14 protein-coding genes and 2 riboswitches are annotated in these 17,498 nt (G+C 30.9%); of the genes, 11 read left to right on the top strand and 3 right to left on the bottom strand.

Features of this window, described 5'->3' with window-relative positions; genetic code table 11:
- A complete protein-coding gene (locus ACJDU8_RS04110; RefSeq protein WP_406790883.1) occupies positions 1-678 on the bottom strand; it encodes a response regulator transcription factor in 678 nt (225 codons plus the stop codon).
- Positions 679-951: 273 nt separating this feature from the next.
- On the opposite strand from ACJDU8_RS04110, the gene ACJDU8_RS04105 reads away from it, so the two are divergent.
- The 6 genes from ACJDU8_RS04105 to ald all read left to right on the top strand — a co-directional run bounded on the left by ACJDU8_RS04105 (position 952) and on the right by ald (position 7,743).
- Positions 952-1,920 (top strand): glycosyltransferase family 2 protein, encoded by a 969-nt coding sequence (locus ACJDU8_RS04105; RefSeq protein ID WP_406790882.1) that lies wholly within the window; start codon positions 952-954, stop codon positions 1,918-1,920.
- Positions 1,904-2,323 carry a GtrA family protein gene (locus ACJDU8_RS04100; protein ID WP_406790881.1) on the top strand — a complete coding sequence of 140 codons (420 nt, stop codon included), beginning with the start codon at positions 1,904-1,906 and terminating at the stop codon, positions 2,321-2,323. Before ACJDU8_RS04105 ends, ACJDU8_RS04100 begins: the two co-directional genes overlap by 17 nt.
- A 14-nt stretch (positions 2,324-2,337) precedes the next feature.
- On the top strand, positions 2,338-4,542 hold the full coding sequence (locus ACJDU8_RS04095) for a glycosyltransferase family 39 protein (RefSeq protein WP_406790880.1): 2,205 nt from the start codon (positions 2,338-2,340) through the stop codon (positions 4,540-4,542).
- A gap of 140 nt (positions 4,543-4,682) precedes the next feature.
- Positions 4,683-5,957, top strand: a complete 1,275-nt coding sequence (hemL, locus tag ACJDU8_RS04090; RefSeq protein WP_406790879.1) for a glutamate-1-semialdehyde 2,1-aminomutase — start codon at positions 4,683-4,685, stop codon at positions 5,955-5,957.
- A gap of 196 nt (positions 5,958-6,153) precedes the next feature.
- Complete coding sequence (locus tag ACJDU8_RS04085; protein WP_406790878.1) at positions 6,154-6,609, top strand: Lrp/AsnC family transcriptional regulator; 456 nt, start codon at positions 6,154-6,156, stop codon at positions 6,607-6,609.
- A gap of 18 nt (positions 6,610-6,627) precedes the next feature.
- On the top strand, positions 6,628-7,743 hold the full coding sequence (gene ald, locus ACJDU8_RS04080) for an alanine dehydrogenase (RefSeq protein ID WP_406790877.1): 1,116 nt from the start codon (positions 6,628-6,630) through the stop codon (positions 7,741-7,743).
- 53 nt (positions 7,744-7,796) lie between these two features.
- On the opposite strand, the gene ACJDU8_RS04075 is transcribed toward ald, so the two are convergent.
- Entirely contained in the window at positions 7,797-9,440 is a 1,644-nt protein-coding gene (locus ACJDU8_RS04075) for a hypothetical protein (RefSeq protein ID WP_406790876.1), read from the bottom strand.
- Between the two features lie 179 nt (positions 9,441-9,619).
- Between ACJDU8_RS04075 and ACJDU8_RS04070 the strand changes: the two genes are divergently transcribed.
- The 3 genes from ACJDU8_RS04070 (at position 9,620) to ACJDU8_RS04060 (ending at position 12,366) form a co-directional block, all read left to right on the top strand.
- Positions 9,620-10,471 (top strand): DegV family protein, encoded by an 852-nt coding sequence (locus ACJDU8_RS04070; RefSeq protein WP_406790875.1) that lies wholly within the window; start codon positions 9,620-9,622, stop codon positions 10,469-10,471.
- A gap of 93 nt (positions 10,472-10,564) precedes the next feature.
- Positions 10,565-10,665, top strand: a riboswitch (SAM riboswitch).
- 86 nt (positions 10,666-10,751) lie between these two features.
- Positions 10,752-11,708, top strand: coding sequence for a methionine ABC transporter ATP-binding protein (locus ACJDU8_RS04065; protein ID WP_406790874.1), 957 nt, complete (start codon positions 10,752-10,754; stop codon positions 11,706-11,708).
- Between the two features lies 1 nt (position 11,709).
- Positions 11,710-12,366, top strand: coding sequence for a methionine ABC transporter permease (locus tag ACJDU8_RS04060; protein WP_406790873.1), 657 nt, complete (start codon positions 11,710-11,712; stop codon positions 12,364-12,366).
- A 70-nt stretch (positions 12,367-12,436) separates the two neighbouring features.
- Here the strand turns inward: ACJDU8_RS04060 and ACJDU8_RS04055 are convergent, their stop codons facing one another.
- On the bottom strand, positions 12,437-13,198 hold the full coding sequence (locus tag ACJDU8_RS04055) for a cell wall hydrolase (protein WP_406790872.1): 762 nt from the start codon (positions 13,196-13,198) through the stop codon (positions 12,437-12,439).
- A 2-nt stretch (positions 13,199-13,200) separates the two neighbouring features.
- Positions 13,201-13,341, bottom strand: a riboswitch (cyclic di-AMP (ydaO/yuaA leader).
- Positions 13,342-13,509: 168 nt separating this feature from the next.
- Between ACJDU8_RS04055 and ACJDU8_RS04050 the strand changes: the two genes are divergently transcribed.
- The gene (locus ACJDU8_RS04050; protein ID WP_406790871.1) at positions 13,510-14,670 is read left to right on the top strand and encodes a DUF116 domain-containing protein; all 1,161 of its coding nucleotides are present in this window, start codon (positions 13,510-13,512) and stop codon (positions 14,668-14,670) included.
- A 162-nt stretch (positions 14,671-14,832) separates the two neighbouring features.
- Positions 14,833-17,475 carry a DNA polymerase I gene (gene polA / locus ACJDU8_RS04045; protein WP_406790870.1) on the top strand — a complete coding sequence of 881 codons (2,643 nt, stop codon included), beginning with the start codon at positions 14,833-14,835 and terminating at the stop codon, positions 17,473-17,475.
- Positions 17,476-17,498: the final 23 nt, after the last annotated feature.

The raw sequence follows: 17,498 nt of genomic DNA, 5'->3' as shown, positions 1-17,498 counted from the left end.
TTAAACCTCTTTTAGACAATAACCTATGCCCCTTATAGTTTCTATGATGACATCGGAATTTAGCTTTCTAAGTTTTTTTCTAAGGTAGGAAAAATACACTTCAATGTTGTTATTCATTTCTACATCGGAATCAGGGCCCCAAACCCTGTCTAATATTTGATCTTTTGTTAGTACTTGATTTTTATTGCGGGCTAAAAGCTCTAAAAGCTGGGACTCCTTAGTGGTAAGTTTAATTTTAGTTCCTTTATACTGAACTTCTCCCCTTAGAGGATCAAAAGTTAAGGAGGCCAGCTTAATGGTTTCGTCTTGAATAAAATCTATGCGTCTCCTTCCTAGTGCACGTATTCTTGCCAAAAGCTCATCTTTAGAAAAAGGTTTGATTAAATAATCATCGGCACCATGGTCTAATCCTTCAACTCTGTTGCTGACAGAATCCATGGCTGTTAGTATAATTACAGGGGTGCCAATGCCTTTATTTCTGATATCTTTTAAAATATCTAATCCATTCTTTCCGGGAAGCATTCTATCTAGTATTATAACATCATATATTTGGCTTTCTGCCATTTCTTGACCTTTAATTCCATCATAAGCTGTATCTACATTATAATTATTTTTTTTTAATATATAGACCAGGGCATCTGAAAGCATAACTTCATCTTCAATTAAAAGCAATCTCATAGTAGTTCACTCCTTATCATAGGATATATCTTATATAAAATTATACTTAGTAAATTTTAAATCTTTGAAAATTTTTAGTAACAATACTATAAACTATCTACTAATAATATACGATAAATCTCAAATATGCACAATGTTTCATACATATCCAGGTAAATTATGAAATTATATACTATATGTTTAAATTTAGTTTACATTTATTAATTATATTTTTAAGTGTTTTTTAAGGTTCAAATATAAAAATTATATTAAACTAAATATGAGGTGAGGTAAATGTATAACAGTATTATTTATTCTATAGTAGTACCTTTATATAATGAAGAATTAGTTATTGATGAAACTTATAAAAGATTAAAAGAAGTAATGGATGCTACCTTAGAAAGTTATGAGATTATATTTGTAAATGATGGGAGCGGTGATAATACACGGAAAAAAGTAGGGCAGATATGCATTAGGGATAAAAATATAAAGCTTGTTAATTTTTCGAGAAATTTTGGACATCAATGTGCTATAACTGCAGGAATGGAAGTTTCTATGGGGGAGGCAATAGTTGTAATAGATGCGGATCTTCAAGATCCTCCAGAAGTTATCCTTGAAATGATTAAAAAATGGAAACAGGGCTATGATGTTGTATACGGAAAGAGGATAAAAAGAAAAGGAGAATCTTTTTTTAAGAAATTTACAGCTAGGGCTTTCTACAGGTTATTAAAGAGCATGACTAGTATTAGTATTCCCGTAGATACAGGAGATTTCAGACTTATAGATAGGAAAGTGTGTAATAGTTTAAGTTCACTGCCGGAGAAAAATAGGTATGTGAGAGGTCTTGTAAGTTGGGTGGGATACAAACAGACTTTTGTAGAATTTGTAAGACAGGAAAGATTTGCAGGAGACAGCAAATATCCTATTAAAAAGATGATGAAATTGGCTTTTGATGGTATAACCTCATTTTCATATAAACCCCTGATGATTTCAGGATATCTGGGAACAATATCTTTCTTTATTGGAATAATCACTATGATTATGGATATTATAAAGCACTTAACTGGCGGAGCAAATATAGTAAATTTCACTTTTGTTATATCTATTGACTTAATTATGTTTGGTGTAATGCTAAGTTGTATGGGCATAATTGGTCAGTATATAGGTAGAATTTTCGATGAAAGTAAAGGACGACCTAATTATATTATTGAAAGTGTCATAAATAATACAAATGTAGAGAAAAATCATGAGCCAGTTAACTAAGGCAGCGGATAGTATTTTTAATGGTAGACTTAAAGCTCTAAGTCGTTTCTCTGTTACAGGAGTATTGAATACCCTGATAGACTTTTGTGTATTTACTATATGTGAAAGTTTATTTGGTATACATTATACTATAAGCCAGGTATTAGGATATAGCTTTGGAGTTATAAATAGTTTTATATTTAATAGAAAATGGACATTTGAAGGTAAAGCTTCTGATAAGGAGGTACACCATGAATTAATTCAATTTGTTGCAGTTAATATTTGTTCTCTTATAGTTACAGTATTATGTATAAAATTTTTAGTAAATGATTTTAGTATAAATGTGTATATATCAAAAGTAATTGTCACTTTTATAGCTCAAATTATAAATTTTTTATTATATAAGCTTTGGGTATTCAGTTAAAAGGAGGAATGTGTATGAAAAAGATAAAATTTACAAAAGAAAAGTTTCCAATAGCAATAATTTTAGTTTTATCTGCTGTATTAAATTTTGCAAACTTAACTATAGAGGGATATGGAAATGAGTATTATGCTGCAGGCGTAAAAAGTATGCTTATAAATTTTAAGAATTTTTTCTTTGTGTCTTTTGATCCTTCAGGATTTGTGTCTATTGATAAACCTCCTTTAGGTTTTTGGATACAGACTATTTCAGCAAAAATATTTGGATTTAGCGGCTGGAGCATAATGTTTCCCCAGGCTCTTGCAGGGGTTATATCCGTTGGACTTATATATTATATAGTGAAGAAGTCTTTTGGAAATACAGCTGGAACTATTTCAGCTCTTTGTCTTGCTGTTACTCCCGTTTTTGTAGCTGCCAGTAGAAATAATACTATAGATAATCTTTTGGTTATGATGCTTCTTATTGCCTGTGTGTTTCTTTCTAAGGCCGCAGAAAAAGGTAGGTTTAAATATCTTATAATAAGTTTGGTTTTTGTAGGTATAGGATTTAATATAAAGATGCTTCAGGCTTATATGATTGTACCGGCAGTATATGTAACTTACCTCATTTCCTCAGCTGTACCTGTGAAACAGAGGATAAAACATCTGGTTGCAGGTACAGTTGTACTTGCTGTAGTATCATTATCCTGGGCAGTAATAGTGGATTTGGTGCCTGCACAGTATAGACCTTATGTGGGAAGCAGTACAAATAATACTGTTATGGAACTTATAGTGGGACATAATGGAGTTGAGAGATTTAATAATAGTGGTATGGGCGGCATGGGCGGAAGACAAGCATCAGGGGAATTTAGAAATAGAAATGATAATATATATGGCAGACAAAATCAAAATGGAAATTGGGCTAATAGACAAAATGCTGCAAGGGGCAGTCAAAATGGAAATATGCCTAATTTCCCAGGTGGAAATGGCAATATTCCAGAGGGAATGAAATTATCAGAAGGTCAGATGCCTGGAGGAAGAGGCGGTCAGGGAGCAATGGCAGGAAACTTTGGAGGACAGACAGAATCAGGCATTACCAGGTTGTTCTCTAAAAATATTCTATCAGATCAAATAGTGTGGTTTTTACCTTTAGCTATATTTGGGTTTATTGCAGGAGCAATAGTGGAAAAGCTGAAGTTTCCTTTTGATAATAGAAAGAAACTAGATTTAATATTATGGATTTTCTGGCTTGTTCCTGAATTTTTATATTTCAGTTATACCAAGGGCTTATTCCATCAATATTATTTAACCATGATGGCTCCACCTATTGCAGCCTTATCAGGAATAGGAATTACCTCCATGTGGAAACTTTATAAAGAAAAGAGTATGAATATAAGGTGGATTTTATTACCTATATCTCTTATTGTGGATGGATTAGTACAGCTTTTAATGCTATCTTATTACAGTAATATATCCTCTGCAATTAAAACTGTGGTTGTATCTTCTCTAGTACTGTGTTTTGCATCATCTGTACTGCTTATAATATATAAGATAGTTAAGAAGGGTAATTTGGAACAGGCTTGGAACATAAAATTGGGAAAAGCATTGACAGCTCTTGCTTTTATAGGAGTTTTAATAACTCCTGCTATTGGATCTGCTGCCACTATAAAGTATAAGATGAATGGTACTATGCCTTCAGCAGGATTGGAGCTTCTATCAAATAATCAATCGAATAATTTTATGATGGGAGGAAGAGGTCCTGAGGGCAGTGGTAACAATGATAAACTCATAAAGTTCCTTGAGAAGAATACTACGGATGAAAAATACATTCTTGTGGTTTCAAATGCTACTTCTGCCGAAAATATAGTACTACAAACTGGTAAAGGTGTAATGGCATTAGGTGGATTTATGGGCTCTGATAAGATAATTACTTTAGATAAGTTTAAAGAATTGGTTAAAAATGGACAAGTTAGATATGTACTTACAGGAGGAATGGGAAGAGGTTCCATGGATGACATTATGAATTGGGTAGAGAAAAATGGTAAAGTGGTTCCGGAAAGCCAGTGGAGGGAATCAAATAGCTCTAACAGTGAAACTATGGATTCAAAAATACAAAATTCAAATAATGAGGATAATAAAGTTAGCAATAATGGACAAAATGAAAATTTACAGCAAAATCGCTCCAATGGATTTGGCGGCATGAATTCAGAAGTGTTATATGATTTGAAAGGCAGTGTAAAGTAAATTTAAAAAGGTATTTTAAGCAGGCTATTCTAGGTGAAGGCCTGCTTAAAAGTGGTTGATTATTCCTAAAATAATGTTATAATGAAAATAATTTTATTCTCAGATGCTTAAAATAGCATTTTTGTAAGGAGGATACGAAATTGAGAAATGATCTGATATTTGAAGAATCAAAATTGTATATGCCTGGTGGAGTAAATAGTCCTGTAAGAGCGTTTAAAGATGTACCTTTAAATCCGCCTGTGATAAAAAGGGGTAAAGGTGCCTATATATATGATGAGGACGATAATGAGTACATAGATTTTGTGTGTTCCTGGGGGCCTATGATTTTGGGACATTGTGATGAAGATGTAGTAAAAGCCATAAAACATACAAGTGAAAATGCTATATCTTTTGGAGCTACTACGGAGATTGAATTAGAACTTGCTAAATACATATGTACTACTGTAGATAATGTGGAAATGATTAGAATGGTGAATTCAGGCACGGAAGCTACTATGAGTGCAGTAAAACTTGCCAGAGGCTATACGCAGAAAAATAAAATAATAAAATTTGCAGGATGTTATCATGGCCATTTTGATGATTTCCTTGTGGAAGCAGGTTCGGGAGTTATGACAGAGGGAATTCCAGGAAGTGCAGGAGTTCCGGAAGACAGTATAAAAAATACTCTTATAGCTGAATATAATAATATTGAGAATGTAAAAAATATTTTTGAAAAGTATGGTAAAGATATTGCAGCAATTATAGTGGAACCTGTGGCTGGAAATATGGGAGTAATTCCAGGAAAAATAGAATTTTTAAAGGGGTTAAGGCAGGTTTGTGATGAATACGGAAGTTTACTTATTTTTGACGAGGTAATGAGTGGATTTAGGGTTGCTTATAAAGGTGCTCAGAGTTTGTATGGTATAAAACCTGATATAACTACTTTTGCAAAAATTATAGGCGGGGGCCTGCCTTGTGGTGCTTATGGTGGTGGAAAAGATATAATGCAAAAGCTTTCCCCTATAGGACCTGTTTATCAGGCTGGAACTATGTCAGGTAATCCAGTTGTAATGGCTGCAGGACTTGCAACACTGAAAAAATTAAAGGAAAATCCTGAATATTATGTGAGTTTTGAAAAACTTGGTACAAAGTTAGAGCAGGGCATAGAGCAAATATCAAAAAATAATAAGTTACCTATGGTAATTAATAGGTGCGGAGCAATGTTTTCTATATTTTTTACTAATGATTCAGAAGTTAAAGATTATAAAGATGCAAAGAAATGTGATACTGTTATTTTTGCTGCATTTTTCCAGCATATGCTTAATCAGGGCATTTATATTGCACCCTCACAATTTGAAGCCATATTTTTAAATACTAAACATACAGAAAAGCATATTGATAAATTTTTACAGGCAATTAACACTTTTAAAATTTAGCATTGCATGCTAAATCTTTTCAGATGCCTAAAATATTTAAGTTAGATTCATAATTGAATATTTATAAATTAAAAAAATAAGGTTAAAAATTTTTTAACCTTATTTTTTATGTACTTATGGAAAACGTATTTAATTTTTTTAATATATATATTATAATTTGCTTAATAAATTTAAGATAATTCAAGAGAGGATTAGTATGGATAATATCGATATTAAAATGCTAAAGTTGCTGCAGCAAAATTCTAGAATTTCAGTTTCAGAAATGAGCAGTAAAATTAATCTATCAATACCTGCAGTAAGTGATAGATTAAAAAAATTGGATGCTTCAGGATTAATTGAAAAATATACAATAATTATTAACAATAAAAAATTTAATAAGGACATTATGGTCATAATGTTTGTAAGTCTTGAGAATCCAACGTTTATCGACAAATTTATAGAAATTATTAAAAATCAGAATGAAATTATTGAGTGTCATTATTTAGCTGGTGACTTTGATTATGCATTGAAAATTATTACGGAAAATACAGAAACTCTTGAAAAAGTTCTAAATAAAATAAAATGCATTAGTGGAGTCCAAAAGACTAAAACCATAGTTACACTTTCTACAATTAAAAATAATTATTCTATAGTACCTGACGAAATTAAATAAATATAGGGGGAATATATAGTGGTTATAGGAGTGCCTAAAGAATTGAAAAATAACGAAAATAGGGTGGCCATAACACCTGCAGGAGTACATGCTTTAGTGAAAAGCGGCCACAAAGTAATAATAGAGAAATCCGCAGGAGTAGGAAGCGGAATAGAAGATAAGGATTATAAAGATGTGGGCGGTAAAATAGTAGATGAAAATATAGAAGTATTTAAAAATTCAGATGTAATAGTAAAGGTAAAAGAACCAATAGAAGAAGAATATGAACTTTTTAAAGAAAATCAGATTTTATTTACCTATCTTCATCTTGCTGCAAATGCACCACTTACGGAATTGCTGATTAAAAAGAAAATTACAGCCATAGCTTATGAAACTGTACAGCTCAATAATGGAAGCCTTCCACTGCTTACTCCTATGAGTGAAGTAGCAGGAAAAATGTCTATACAGATAGGAGCAAATCTACTACAGGAATATAATGGCGGGGCTGGTGTATTACTTGGCGGGGTTCCAGGGGTGCTGCCAGGTGAAGTTGTAATTATTGGAGCTGGTGGTGTAGGAACGAATGCTGCTAAAATGGCTTTGGGACTTGGTGCAAAGGTCACAATACTTGATATAAATAAAGATAGATTAGCTTATATAGATGATATATTTAATGGCAGATTGTCCACCCTTGTTTGTAATGAGTTTAATGTGGCAGAAATGGTTAAAAAGGCGGATCTTTTAGTGGGAGCGGTATTGGTAACAGGTTCAAAGGCGCCCAAGATTGTTACCGAAGAAATGGTTAGGAGTATGAAAAAAGGAGCTGTAATAGTTGACGTGGCTATTGATCAAGGGGGTTCTATAGAAACTATAGATAAAGCTACAACTCATGATAATCCATGTTATGAGAAGTTTGGGGTAATTCATTATTCCGTATCTAATATGCCTGGAGCTGTATCAAGGACGTCTACCTATGCTCTTACCAGCTCTACCCTTCCTTATTTAGAGGATATAGCTAATAAGGGAATGGAGAGAGCAATGCTGGATGATAAATCTCTTTTGAAGGGACTTAATGTCTATAAAGGATTTGTAACTTATAAAGGGGTGGCAGAGAGTTTGAAACTGGAATATAGGGAACCGGAAGGTTTATTATAACATTGAGAAAGGAATGTTTTAAAACATTCCTTTCTGTAAAAAGAAGGTTATTATTAATAAAATTTTATGTCAAAAGATTCCGGATTGAATCCTTTTTTCTTAATGGCTATGTCAACTAATATTTTTATAAGATATATGAACAGAATTATGTTTAATATACTAGTTCCGTCAGTTATTAAGCTGTGTGAGTTGGAATTCATACCTCTTAAACTTCCAAAAAGCACGGAATAGATGTTAGTGTAGATAGTAATAGTGTATCCTGCAAGTATTGTAAGTAGTCTTTTGTCTTTTAAGTATATAAAAGATAAAATTGACAATACTGCGGCAGGAAGTAAATATCTTTCATGCATTCCCGTGGAAAAAGTAAAGACTCCAGCAATTTGTACAAGTGCACAGGAAAAGATAAATATTCTGTTTTTTCCCTTGATGTAAATATACCAGGAGAATACTGTAATTGCTATAATGGCTATTATTCCCCAAATCTTATAACTAAATATAAACAATGTATTTGAAATGTCTTTATAATTTCCGCCAAGTAAGTTAAATAAGTTAAAACCATTTACAGAGGCATAAGGATACTCTGATATGGTACTTGCATATAACTTGAAAATCCATAAGCCACTTTGATTAAAGGAGAATGGAAGTATAATAACTAAAGCTGTTACAACACATGAGACTATACACTTTAAAATAGTCTTTAAATTTTTCTCCCTTACAAGCTCAAATAGCAGTACAGGAAGAAATATAATTCCCTGGGGTTTCATAAGTACCGTAGAGGTAAAAAATATAGAGGAAAGAACAATTTTTCCTTCTGATAGTAAAAATAGAGAAAGAACTACAAAAAGAGTGAAAAAAGAATCCACCTGGCCCCAAAGGGCTGAATCTATAAAAATACATGGATTGAAAATATAAAATACACTTAGAAAAATGCCCATTTCTAAAGAAAAATATTTTTTAGCCAGTTTATATATTATATAGGAGGTTGCAATATCTGCTATTATAGAAGGAAACTTTAAAAGCAGTGTGTAATATGGAGTTATTGAACTTATTTTTGCAATCTTTCCAATTAAAAATAGTACATAAATGTACAGTGGAGGATAGTCAGCGGATCTGGCGTTTGCATAAAATTGAGATAGACCATTTGCAGCAGTGGAAGCCCAACTTCTGAATAGACTTATGTCACCTCCGTATCCTTCTATAACTGTTGATAATGAAACTCTCAGAAATAATCCTATACAAAGCAGTGCTAAAATAAGAAGTTTTGCATTATCGTTATTTATTCTGAAATTTTTACGGTTAAAAAAGTAAATGGCTGTAATGGATAATATGAAAAATATTATTAAGTACAGAGTAAGTAGTGGGGCATATTTATTATTTGAAGACATAAATCCTCTCTGTTGATTTCCGCTAGGCATTTGCGTATTAGTACCAGGTGTTTTACCGTTATTTTTGGAAAAATTCCTGAAGTTTCCGTTGGGTGTGTTTTTATTTGAATTAGTATTTCCCCATGTTCTTTGACCATTGTTTCTTTGCGACCTCTCACCGTTATTTGAATTAAATTGTTCTAATCTATTTTGTGTTGTACTTGTACTGGTCTTATAATTTTTTATACTATAAATACATAAAAGTGCAGATAATAATATTAAAAGAATTAGGATAATTTTAAATACATTTTTCTTAAAAAATACTTTTATCATATTTTTAAATCTTCCTTTCTAAAATTTAATGGTAATTATATATTTACTGTTTAAATATATTTTCATAGGTAAAGCTTAAAATAAGCTTAAAAAATAATACAAAATTCTGTTAATATAGTTTTAATAATGTTTTGTGATGTATTATAATTTAAATAGCTAAAGATATATGGAGGTACTTTATGGAAAAGATTGCATTATTAACAGATTCTGCATGTGATATAGATGAAGAGACTATAAATAAATATAATATAAATGTCCTTTCCTTTAGAATTATATATGAAGATAGAGAATATATAGATAAAATAGAAATTACTCCAGAGAAAATATATGATAATATGAAAATTGAAATTCCTAAATCTTCACTGCCGTCAATGGAAGATATGGAAAAGGTTTACGGGAGACTGGAAGAAGAAAATTATACTCATGTAATTGCTGTAGTTATTTCAAGTGGGCTTTCAGGTACATATAATGCTTTAAAGATAGTAAGTGAAAAACATAAAAAATTGATAACATATATATATGATTCTAAATCCACATCTATTGGAGAAGGAATTATTTTAAAAGAGTGCGGTAAGCTTATTGAAAAGGGTGAAAATTTTCATCAAATTGTAAATAACATACCAAAAATAAAAAATAAAATGCACTTCTTTTTTGTCTTTGGAACTCTGGAATATGCCAGAAAGGGTGGACGTATAGGAAAAATATCTGGTACTATTGGAGAAATTTTAGATATAAAGCCTATTGTTTATTTCGATGATAATTATGGTGTGTGTTGTACATATGATAAAGTAAGAGGAAGAAAACGCTCTCTAAATAAAATGTTGGAAATAGGTAAAGGTTTTTTAAACAAAAATTCATGTGATGTATATATAGTACATGGCAATGCCAGAGAAGATGCAGATAGAATTCATAATATGGTTTCAGAATTGCCTAATGTAGGAGATATACATATGATAGGACAGATAAGTCCTATAGTTGGTGTATATTCCGGGCCTGGAACAGTTGGAATATGTTATAAGGATAGAATGTAGAAAGTTTGTATTTTGTAACAATGGATAATGGCACCATTGACATTATAGATCTAAGTTGATATAATTAAAGCCGTCAATTAAATATAAATCTTGAACTTATCAAGAGAGGCGGAGGGAACAGGCCCGTTGAAGCCCGGCAACCAGTACATTGTATAATGGTGCTAAGTCCTGCAGCGAAGGCTGAAAGATGAGAGAAGTAGTGTAAATATTAAATCTGAGGTTTTCCTCAGGTTTTTTTAGTTCTGCATAATTTTATTTATAAAGGTAAGGTGAGTATTAAGTGATAAGTGTTCAAAATGTAGGTAAGAGTTTTGATAATAAAGTTGTACTTAAAAATATAAGTTTCAATATAGAAGAAGGGGAGATATTTGGAATAGTGGGACAGAGCGGAGCAGGGAAATCTACACTTCTTAGATGCTTAAATGGCCTTGAAACTTATGATACGGGAAGTATAAAAATAATGGACAAAGAAGTAAAAGACTTAAGAGGAAAAGAAATAAGAGTTTTCAGAAAAGACTTAGGTATGATATTTCAAAATTTTAATTTGTTAAATAGGAAAAATGTATATGACAATATATCACTTCCACTGGAAGTATGGGGATTTGACAAAAAGAAAATAAAAGATAGGGTAAAAGAATTATTGAATTTAGTGGGACTTGAGGATAAAGCAGAAAGTATGCCAAGACAATTAAGTGGGGGACAAAAACAAAGAGTGGCTATTGCCAGGGCACTTGCATTAAATCCCAGCATATTACTTTGTGATGAAGCCACTTCTGCTTTAGATCCTAATACTACTAAATCTATACTTGAACTTTTAAAGAAGATAAATAGAGAATTTAAATTAACTATAGTTGTAGTAACCCACCAAATGGAAGTAATAAAAGAAATATGTAATAAAGTATCAATCATTGATGAGGGTGAGATAAAAGTAGAGGGGGAGGTAGAAGAAGTATTCTTAAAGCCAGGAGAGTACTTAAAGAAATTACTGGGAAATGAAAAATTACTTCCTGAAAGAGGTATAAATGTAAGGATATTTTTTCCGAAAGAAATAAGTCAGGATAATCTAATAACTTCCATGGCCATAGAGCTGAATATAAAATTTTCCATAGTCTGGGGGAAACTCGAGAAATTTCGAGATAATGTATTAGGAAGTTTAGTAATAAATATAAATGAAAAAGATAAGGAAGTCATATGTAAGTATCTTTCTTCAAAAAACGTAGTATGGGAGGTAGAGTGATATGAATTTCAGCCAAATATTTCAAGAGGTATTATTTCCTGCCATAGGACAAACCTTTTATATGGTAATAGTTTCTACAGTGTTTGCAGTAATTATAGGATTTATACCGGCAGTTTTATTAATAGTGACACAATCAGGAGGTCTTAGACCCAATAAAGCAGTTTATAAAGTTTTAGATGTAATAGTAAATTTGCTTAGGTCATTTCCATTTATAATACTTATGATAGCCATTTTTCCATTGACAAAACTTATAGTGGGAAAAGCTATAGGTACTACAGCTGCTATAGTTCCTCTTACTGTTGCTGCAGCACCTTTTGCAGCAAGAGTAATTGAATCTTCGCTTAAGGAAGTAGATCCTGGAGTGATAGAGGCATCAAAATCTTTTGGGGCAAGCAATATTCAGATAATATTTAAAGTTATGCTAAAAGAAGCTCTTCCATCTATAGTACTTGGAATAACACTTACAGTTATAAGTATAGTAGGTTATTCTGCTATGGCTGGTACAGTAGGTGGAGGAGGACTTGGAAATGTGGCAGTAAATTACGGATATTATAGATTTCAAACTAATATAATGATTTATACTGTAGTAATACTTGTAATAATCGTTCAGTTACTTCAAACTATTGGAGATATAATATATAAAAAACTTAATAAATAAAAAAATTTGGCATAAGTAATTTATAGGTTAAATAATATTTTTACTTATGCCTTAATTTTTTACTTTAAGACTAATATGCAAATACCATTTTGCCCACTCTCAAGGCAATTTTCTTTGACCAGAGCCAGGTATTTGTTGTGCTGTCATCAAAATAATAAAATGCACCATTTGTTGGGTCGGAGCCGTAGAGTGCTTCATAAGCAGCTTTTTTTGAATCATCAGAGGCTGGATTGTTTATCCATCCATTGGAGACCGGAGTGAATTGATAATATCCTCCTGATACTTCATATATTACATCTTTTATAGTAGATGGATAGCTTGGACTTTGTACTCTGTTTAAAACTACAGCAGCCACAGCTACTTTGGCCATATAAGGCTCGCCTTCAGCTTCTGCAGTTACTAGTCTGGCTAATAAGTCTAAATCACTTTGACTATAAGGTACTATTGGATCTGAAGAGCTTGTACTTTTAAAAACTGAACCAGAAGGTATATTTAATACTTGACCTGGATAAATATATTGGTCTACATTATTATTAGCGGCAATTAATGCGTTAAGAGATATGTTATATTTTTTTGCTATTAAGTAAAGTGTGTCTGAAGTTTTTACAGTATATGTTTTTGAATTAACATACAAGATTTGATTTGGATATATTTGGCTGTTTGTCAAATTATTATTTTTCATAATGGTGTCTGCGTCAGTTTTAAATAATACGCCTATTTTGAATAGAGAATCTCCGGGTTTTACTGTATAATTAGCTGCATAAACCTGTGAAAAAGATAACATAGAAAAAGTTGCTGCAAATAGTATTGTTCTGATTTTTTTAAAATTCATAAGTATCCTCCCTATTTTGCCTACGAGGTTAGCTGACAGGTTTGGACAGGGATTGTCCTACTTTCTAATAAAAAGATTCACCTCAAATAATTGTTATTCCCCGCACTTCATCCTGTTTTTGGAAGTTTAGGCTTGTCTTATCTTATAATTGTTATTTTAACAGTATTTCCAAAGTATATCCTTATTAAATTGCTGGATATATTGGTACATATATCATAAAATGAATTATTTTGTAAAAATATATAAAAAATAATTAAATTATTATAAAAGCAAAAACTATTTGTATAAACTATAATTAGGAGAGAAAGTATATGAAGAATTGTATAACTTATGATCTTAGATATAAATTCCATAATTCTAATGAATATTATAAATTTATATCTGATTTTGCCAGTAAAGTATTACAAAAAATTAGAGTTAGAACAGATAATATAATAGATGATTTTATGGACTATATTGTATATTCCAATGTAGGGAAATTGCGAAGTAGGGAAGAATATGAATTGGAATTTTTAATTATAGGAGTTTTGTGGAATGTGTATATAAAAAAGGCATTAAATGCACCTAAAGTGCCCTGTAGAATTTTAATTTTGCTTTCAAGTATAAGAAAGTATTCATGGGTTTTTAAAAGTTATATAGATAATTTAAGGGGAAAACTGTCATATAAATATCTTTTAATTAATGTAGATGACCAAGATAGGATTTATACATCATATAGTAGAAATGATTTTAAAAAATTGATAATATGGCTTAAGGCATCAGGAGAATTTAGATATGAAGTTAAAAGAATGAATATATGGAATTCATTTTTTAAAAATAATGATGAAAATTATGTATCTGATATAATGGACATAGCTGTCAAAACAGCAGTTTGGTTTGAAAAAGAATCTATGAAAGCACTTGGAATTTATACTTCAGAAGTTAAAAGCTTTCTGAATAATGAATATAAATTTTATGAAACGAGAGAAGATAATATTTTTTGTGGACGTAAAGAAGTTGAGTATCATCTTAATATGGTGGGAGCAGAAATTTTAAACAAGGCTTTTAGAAATACATTTTTGAAAACAAATGATAAAAAAGTTATTATTCCTGCCTGTATGTGTCTAAAACCTTATGGAGTATGCAGAAGAAAAAAAGTAAATGAAGGTTTTATATGTATGAATTGTTCTGAAAAGTGCAAAGTTAATATATTGGGTAAAACAGGAGAACAACATAATTTTAAAGTTTATATAGTTCCCCATGAAAGTGATGCTTTTTCTAACACAAAAGATATTAAATATGGAGACATAGGTATTGTGGGTATAGCATGTGTGTTAAATTTAATAGAAGGAGGCTTAAAGGCTAGAGATTTGAATTTAGTACCTCAATGTGTTATCCTTGATTATTGTGGATGTAAGAACCATTGGCATAAATGTGGTATTGAAACAGACATAAATTATAAAAAGCTGTTTGAGGTGCTGGGAATTAAATAAATTATGTGTTAACAAGGTATCTAAGTAGTAGAGAGCAGATATAGTAAGATGTTATAATATAGAAGTTGGAGAAAAGCATTCCTCATGAGCAAACTCCACCTGAACCTAAGAATCACTTGATTTGTTGAAAGGCATCTAAAATAAAATTTTGGAGGTGATTATATGTCTAAGGAAAAATTATTGATACTGGATGGGCACAGCTTAATGAATAGGGCCTTTTATGCTCTGCCTGATTTAACTAATTCAGAGGGAATTCATACAAATGCAGTTTATGGATTTGTAAATATGCTGTTAAAAATGAAAACAGAGATTGAACCTAGTTATATAGTATGTACTTTTGATAGAAGTGCACCTACCTTTAGACATGATAAGTACAGTGAATATAAAGCAGGTAGAAAAAAAATGCCTCCTGAACTGTCACAGCAATTTCCAATAGTTAAGGAAATATTGAATCTTCTATCTATAAATATTTTTGAAATAGACGGATTTGAGGCTGATGATCTCATGGGAACATTATCTACTTTTGCAGAAAATCAGGGTATAGAGGTATATGTAATTACTGGAGATAGGGATGCCCTTCAATTGGCTACGGATTCAGTAAAGATCGTCATAACCAAAAAAGGTATAACACAAAAGGAGATATATGATAGAAATAGAATGATAGATGAGTATGGAGTAACTCCCACACAGTTTATAGATGTAAAAGGACTTATGGGAGATACTTCAGATAATATACCAGGAGTTCCTGGTATAGGAGAAAAAACTGCTTTTAAGCTTATAAGAGAGTATAAAAGTATAGAAAATGTATTTCAGAATATAGATAGTATTAAAGGAAAAAAGTTAAAAGAAAATCTGGAAAATTATATGGAACAGGCTGTATTTAGCAAAAGACTTGCTACTATTGTTACAGATGTTCCTATAGAAATAGATCTGCAATCTATTGAGTCTAAAGAACAGTATGATGCTGAAGGCTTAAGAAAATTATTTGAAAAACTACAATTTAAATCTTTGGTAGACAAAATACCTAAAATGGAAGAAAGAGAGAAAGATAAAATAGAAAATTTTCAAGTAAAATTTGATATTATAGATAATTTGCATAAATTTTGTAATTTTGCACAATATTTATCTACCACAGCTATAAAGAATAATTTATTGCATATTAATTTTAAAGTTGTAAATGAAAATAGTTATTCTAAAAGCTATATAGATAAAATATTTGTAAATATAGGAGAAAAAAACTTTCAAATAGATATGAAAAAAATATATAATGAAAATGGTGTTAGGGCAGTAGAAACAGCAAAACTTTTATTTGAAGATTCCAGCCTAAGTAAAGTGAGCTATGATGTAAAAATACCTTGCAGTATACTTCATAGAATGGGAATAAAACTTCTAGGCATAGAATTTGATATAAAGATAGCATCTTACTTAATGGATCCTGCCAGAGCTAACTATGAATTGGCAGATATTATTAAGGAATATTTGGGGATGGAAATTTCAAAGGAAGATCAGGATTATTTTATAAAAGAAATCACATTATTTAGCAAACTATATTCTGTTTTAAAAGAGAAAATATCAGATGCCAATATGGATCACTTACTGTATAAAGTAGAGCAGCCTCTTATCTATGTGCTTGCATCTATGGAATATGAAGGGTTCAAGGTAGATAGAGATAAGTTAATACAACTAGAAGATAAATTTAAGATAGAAATAGGCAAGGTTCAAAAGGAAATATATTCTCTTTCTGAAGAAGAATTCAACATAAATTCTCCAAAGCAGCTTGGCAAAATATTATTTGAAAAATTGGATTTACCTGTTATAAAAAAGACTAAAACAGGATATTCCACTAATGCAGATGTGTTAGAAAAATTACAAAACAAACATCCTATAATTGAAAAAATAACTTATTACAGACAGCTGACTAAATTATATTCTACGTATATTGAAGGATTAAAAGGAGTAATAGAGCAAGATGGTAAAATTCATTCGAATTTTAATCAAACGGTAACTACTACAGGAAGACTTTCAAGTACTGAACCTAATCTTCAGAACATACCTATAAAATATGAAATGGGAAAAGAAATAAGGAAAATATTTGTGCCGGATAATGAAGATTGTATTATACTTTCTGCAGATTATTCACAAATAGAACTTAGGATATTAGCTCATATTTCAGGTGATGAAAATTTAATAGATGCATTTATAAATCATAGTGATATTCATAGTAAGACTGCCTCAGAGGTATTTAAAGTTCCTTTAGATGAAGTTACATCTACTCAGAGAAGTAATGCAAAGGCTGTGAATTTTGGTATAGTATATGGTATTGGAGATTTCAGTTTAGCCAGAAATTTAAATATATCCAGAAGAGAAGCAAAATCTTATATAGATACGTATTTTGAAAGATACCCCAATGTAAAATTATATATGGATAATATAGTAGAACAAGCTGAAAAAAACTTTTATGTTACTACACTATTAAATAGAAGAAGGTTTATACCAGAAATAAGATCTTCTAATAAAATAATGAAAGCATTAGGGGAAAGATTAGCCATGAATACCCCTATTCAGGGAAGTGCAGCAGATGTTATAAAAATAGCTATGGTAAATGTGTATGATAAATTGGAACATAGTAATTTTAAAAGCAAGATAATACTTCAAGTTCACGATGAACTGGTTTTAAATGTATATAAAGATGAACTGGAAGATGTAAAAAGTATTGTAAAATGGGAAATGGAAAATGTGTTTAAATTGAAAGTTCCTCTTGAGGTGGATATAAGTATAGGGCAAAATTGGTACGAGGCTAAATAAAATAATTAAAACAGGGGTGGGGA

The sequence above is a fragment of the Candidatus Clostridium eludens genome, from assembly GCF_045310515.1.
Lineage (GTDB): Bacteria > Bacillota > Clostridia > Clostridiales > Clostridiaceae > Clostridium_B > Clostridium_B eludens.
The sequence above is the reverse complement of the archived record's forward strand: the minus strand, read 5'-3'. Positions and strand labels throughout refer to the sequence as shown.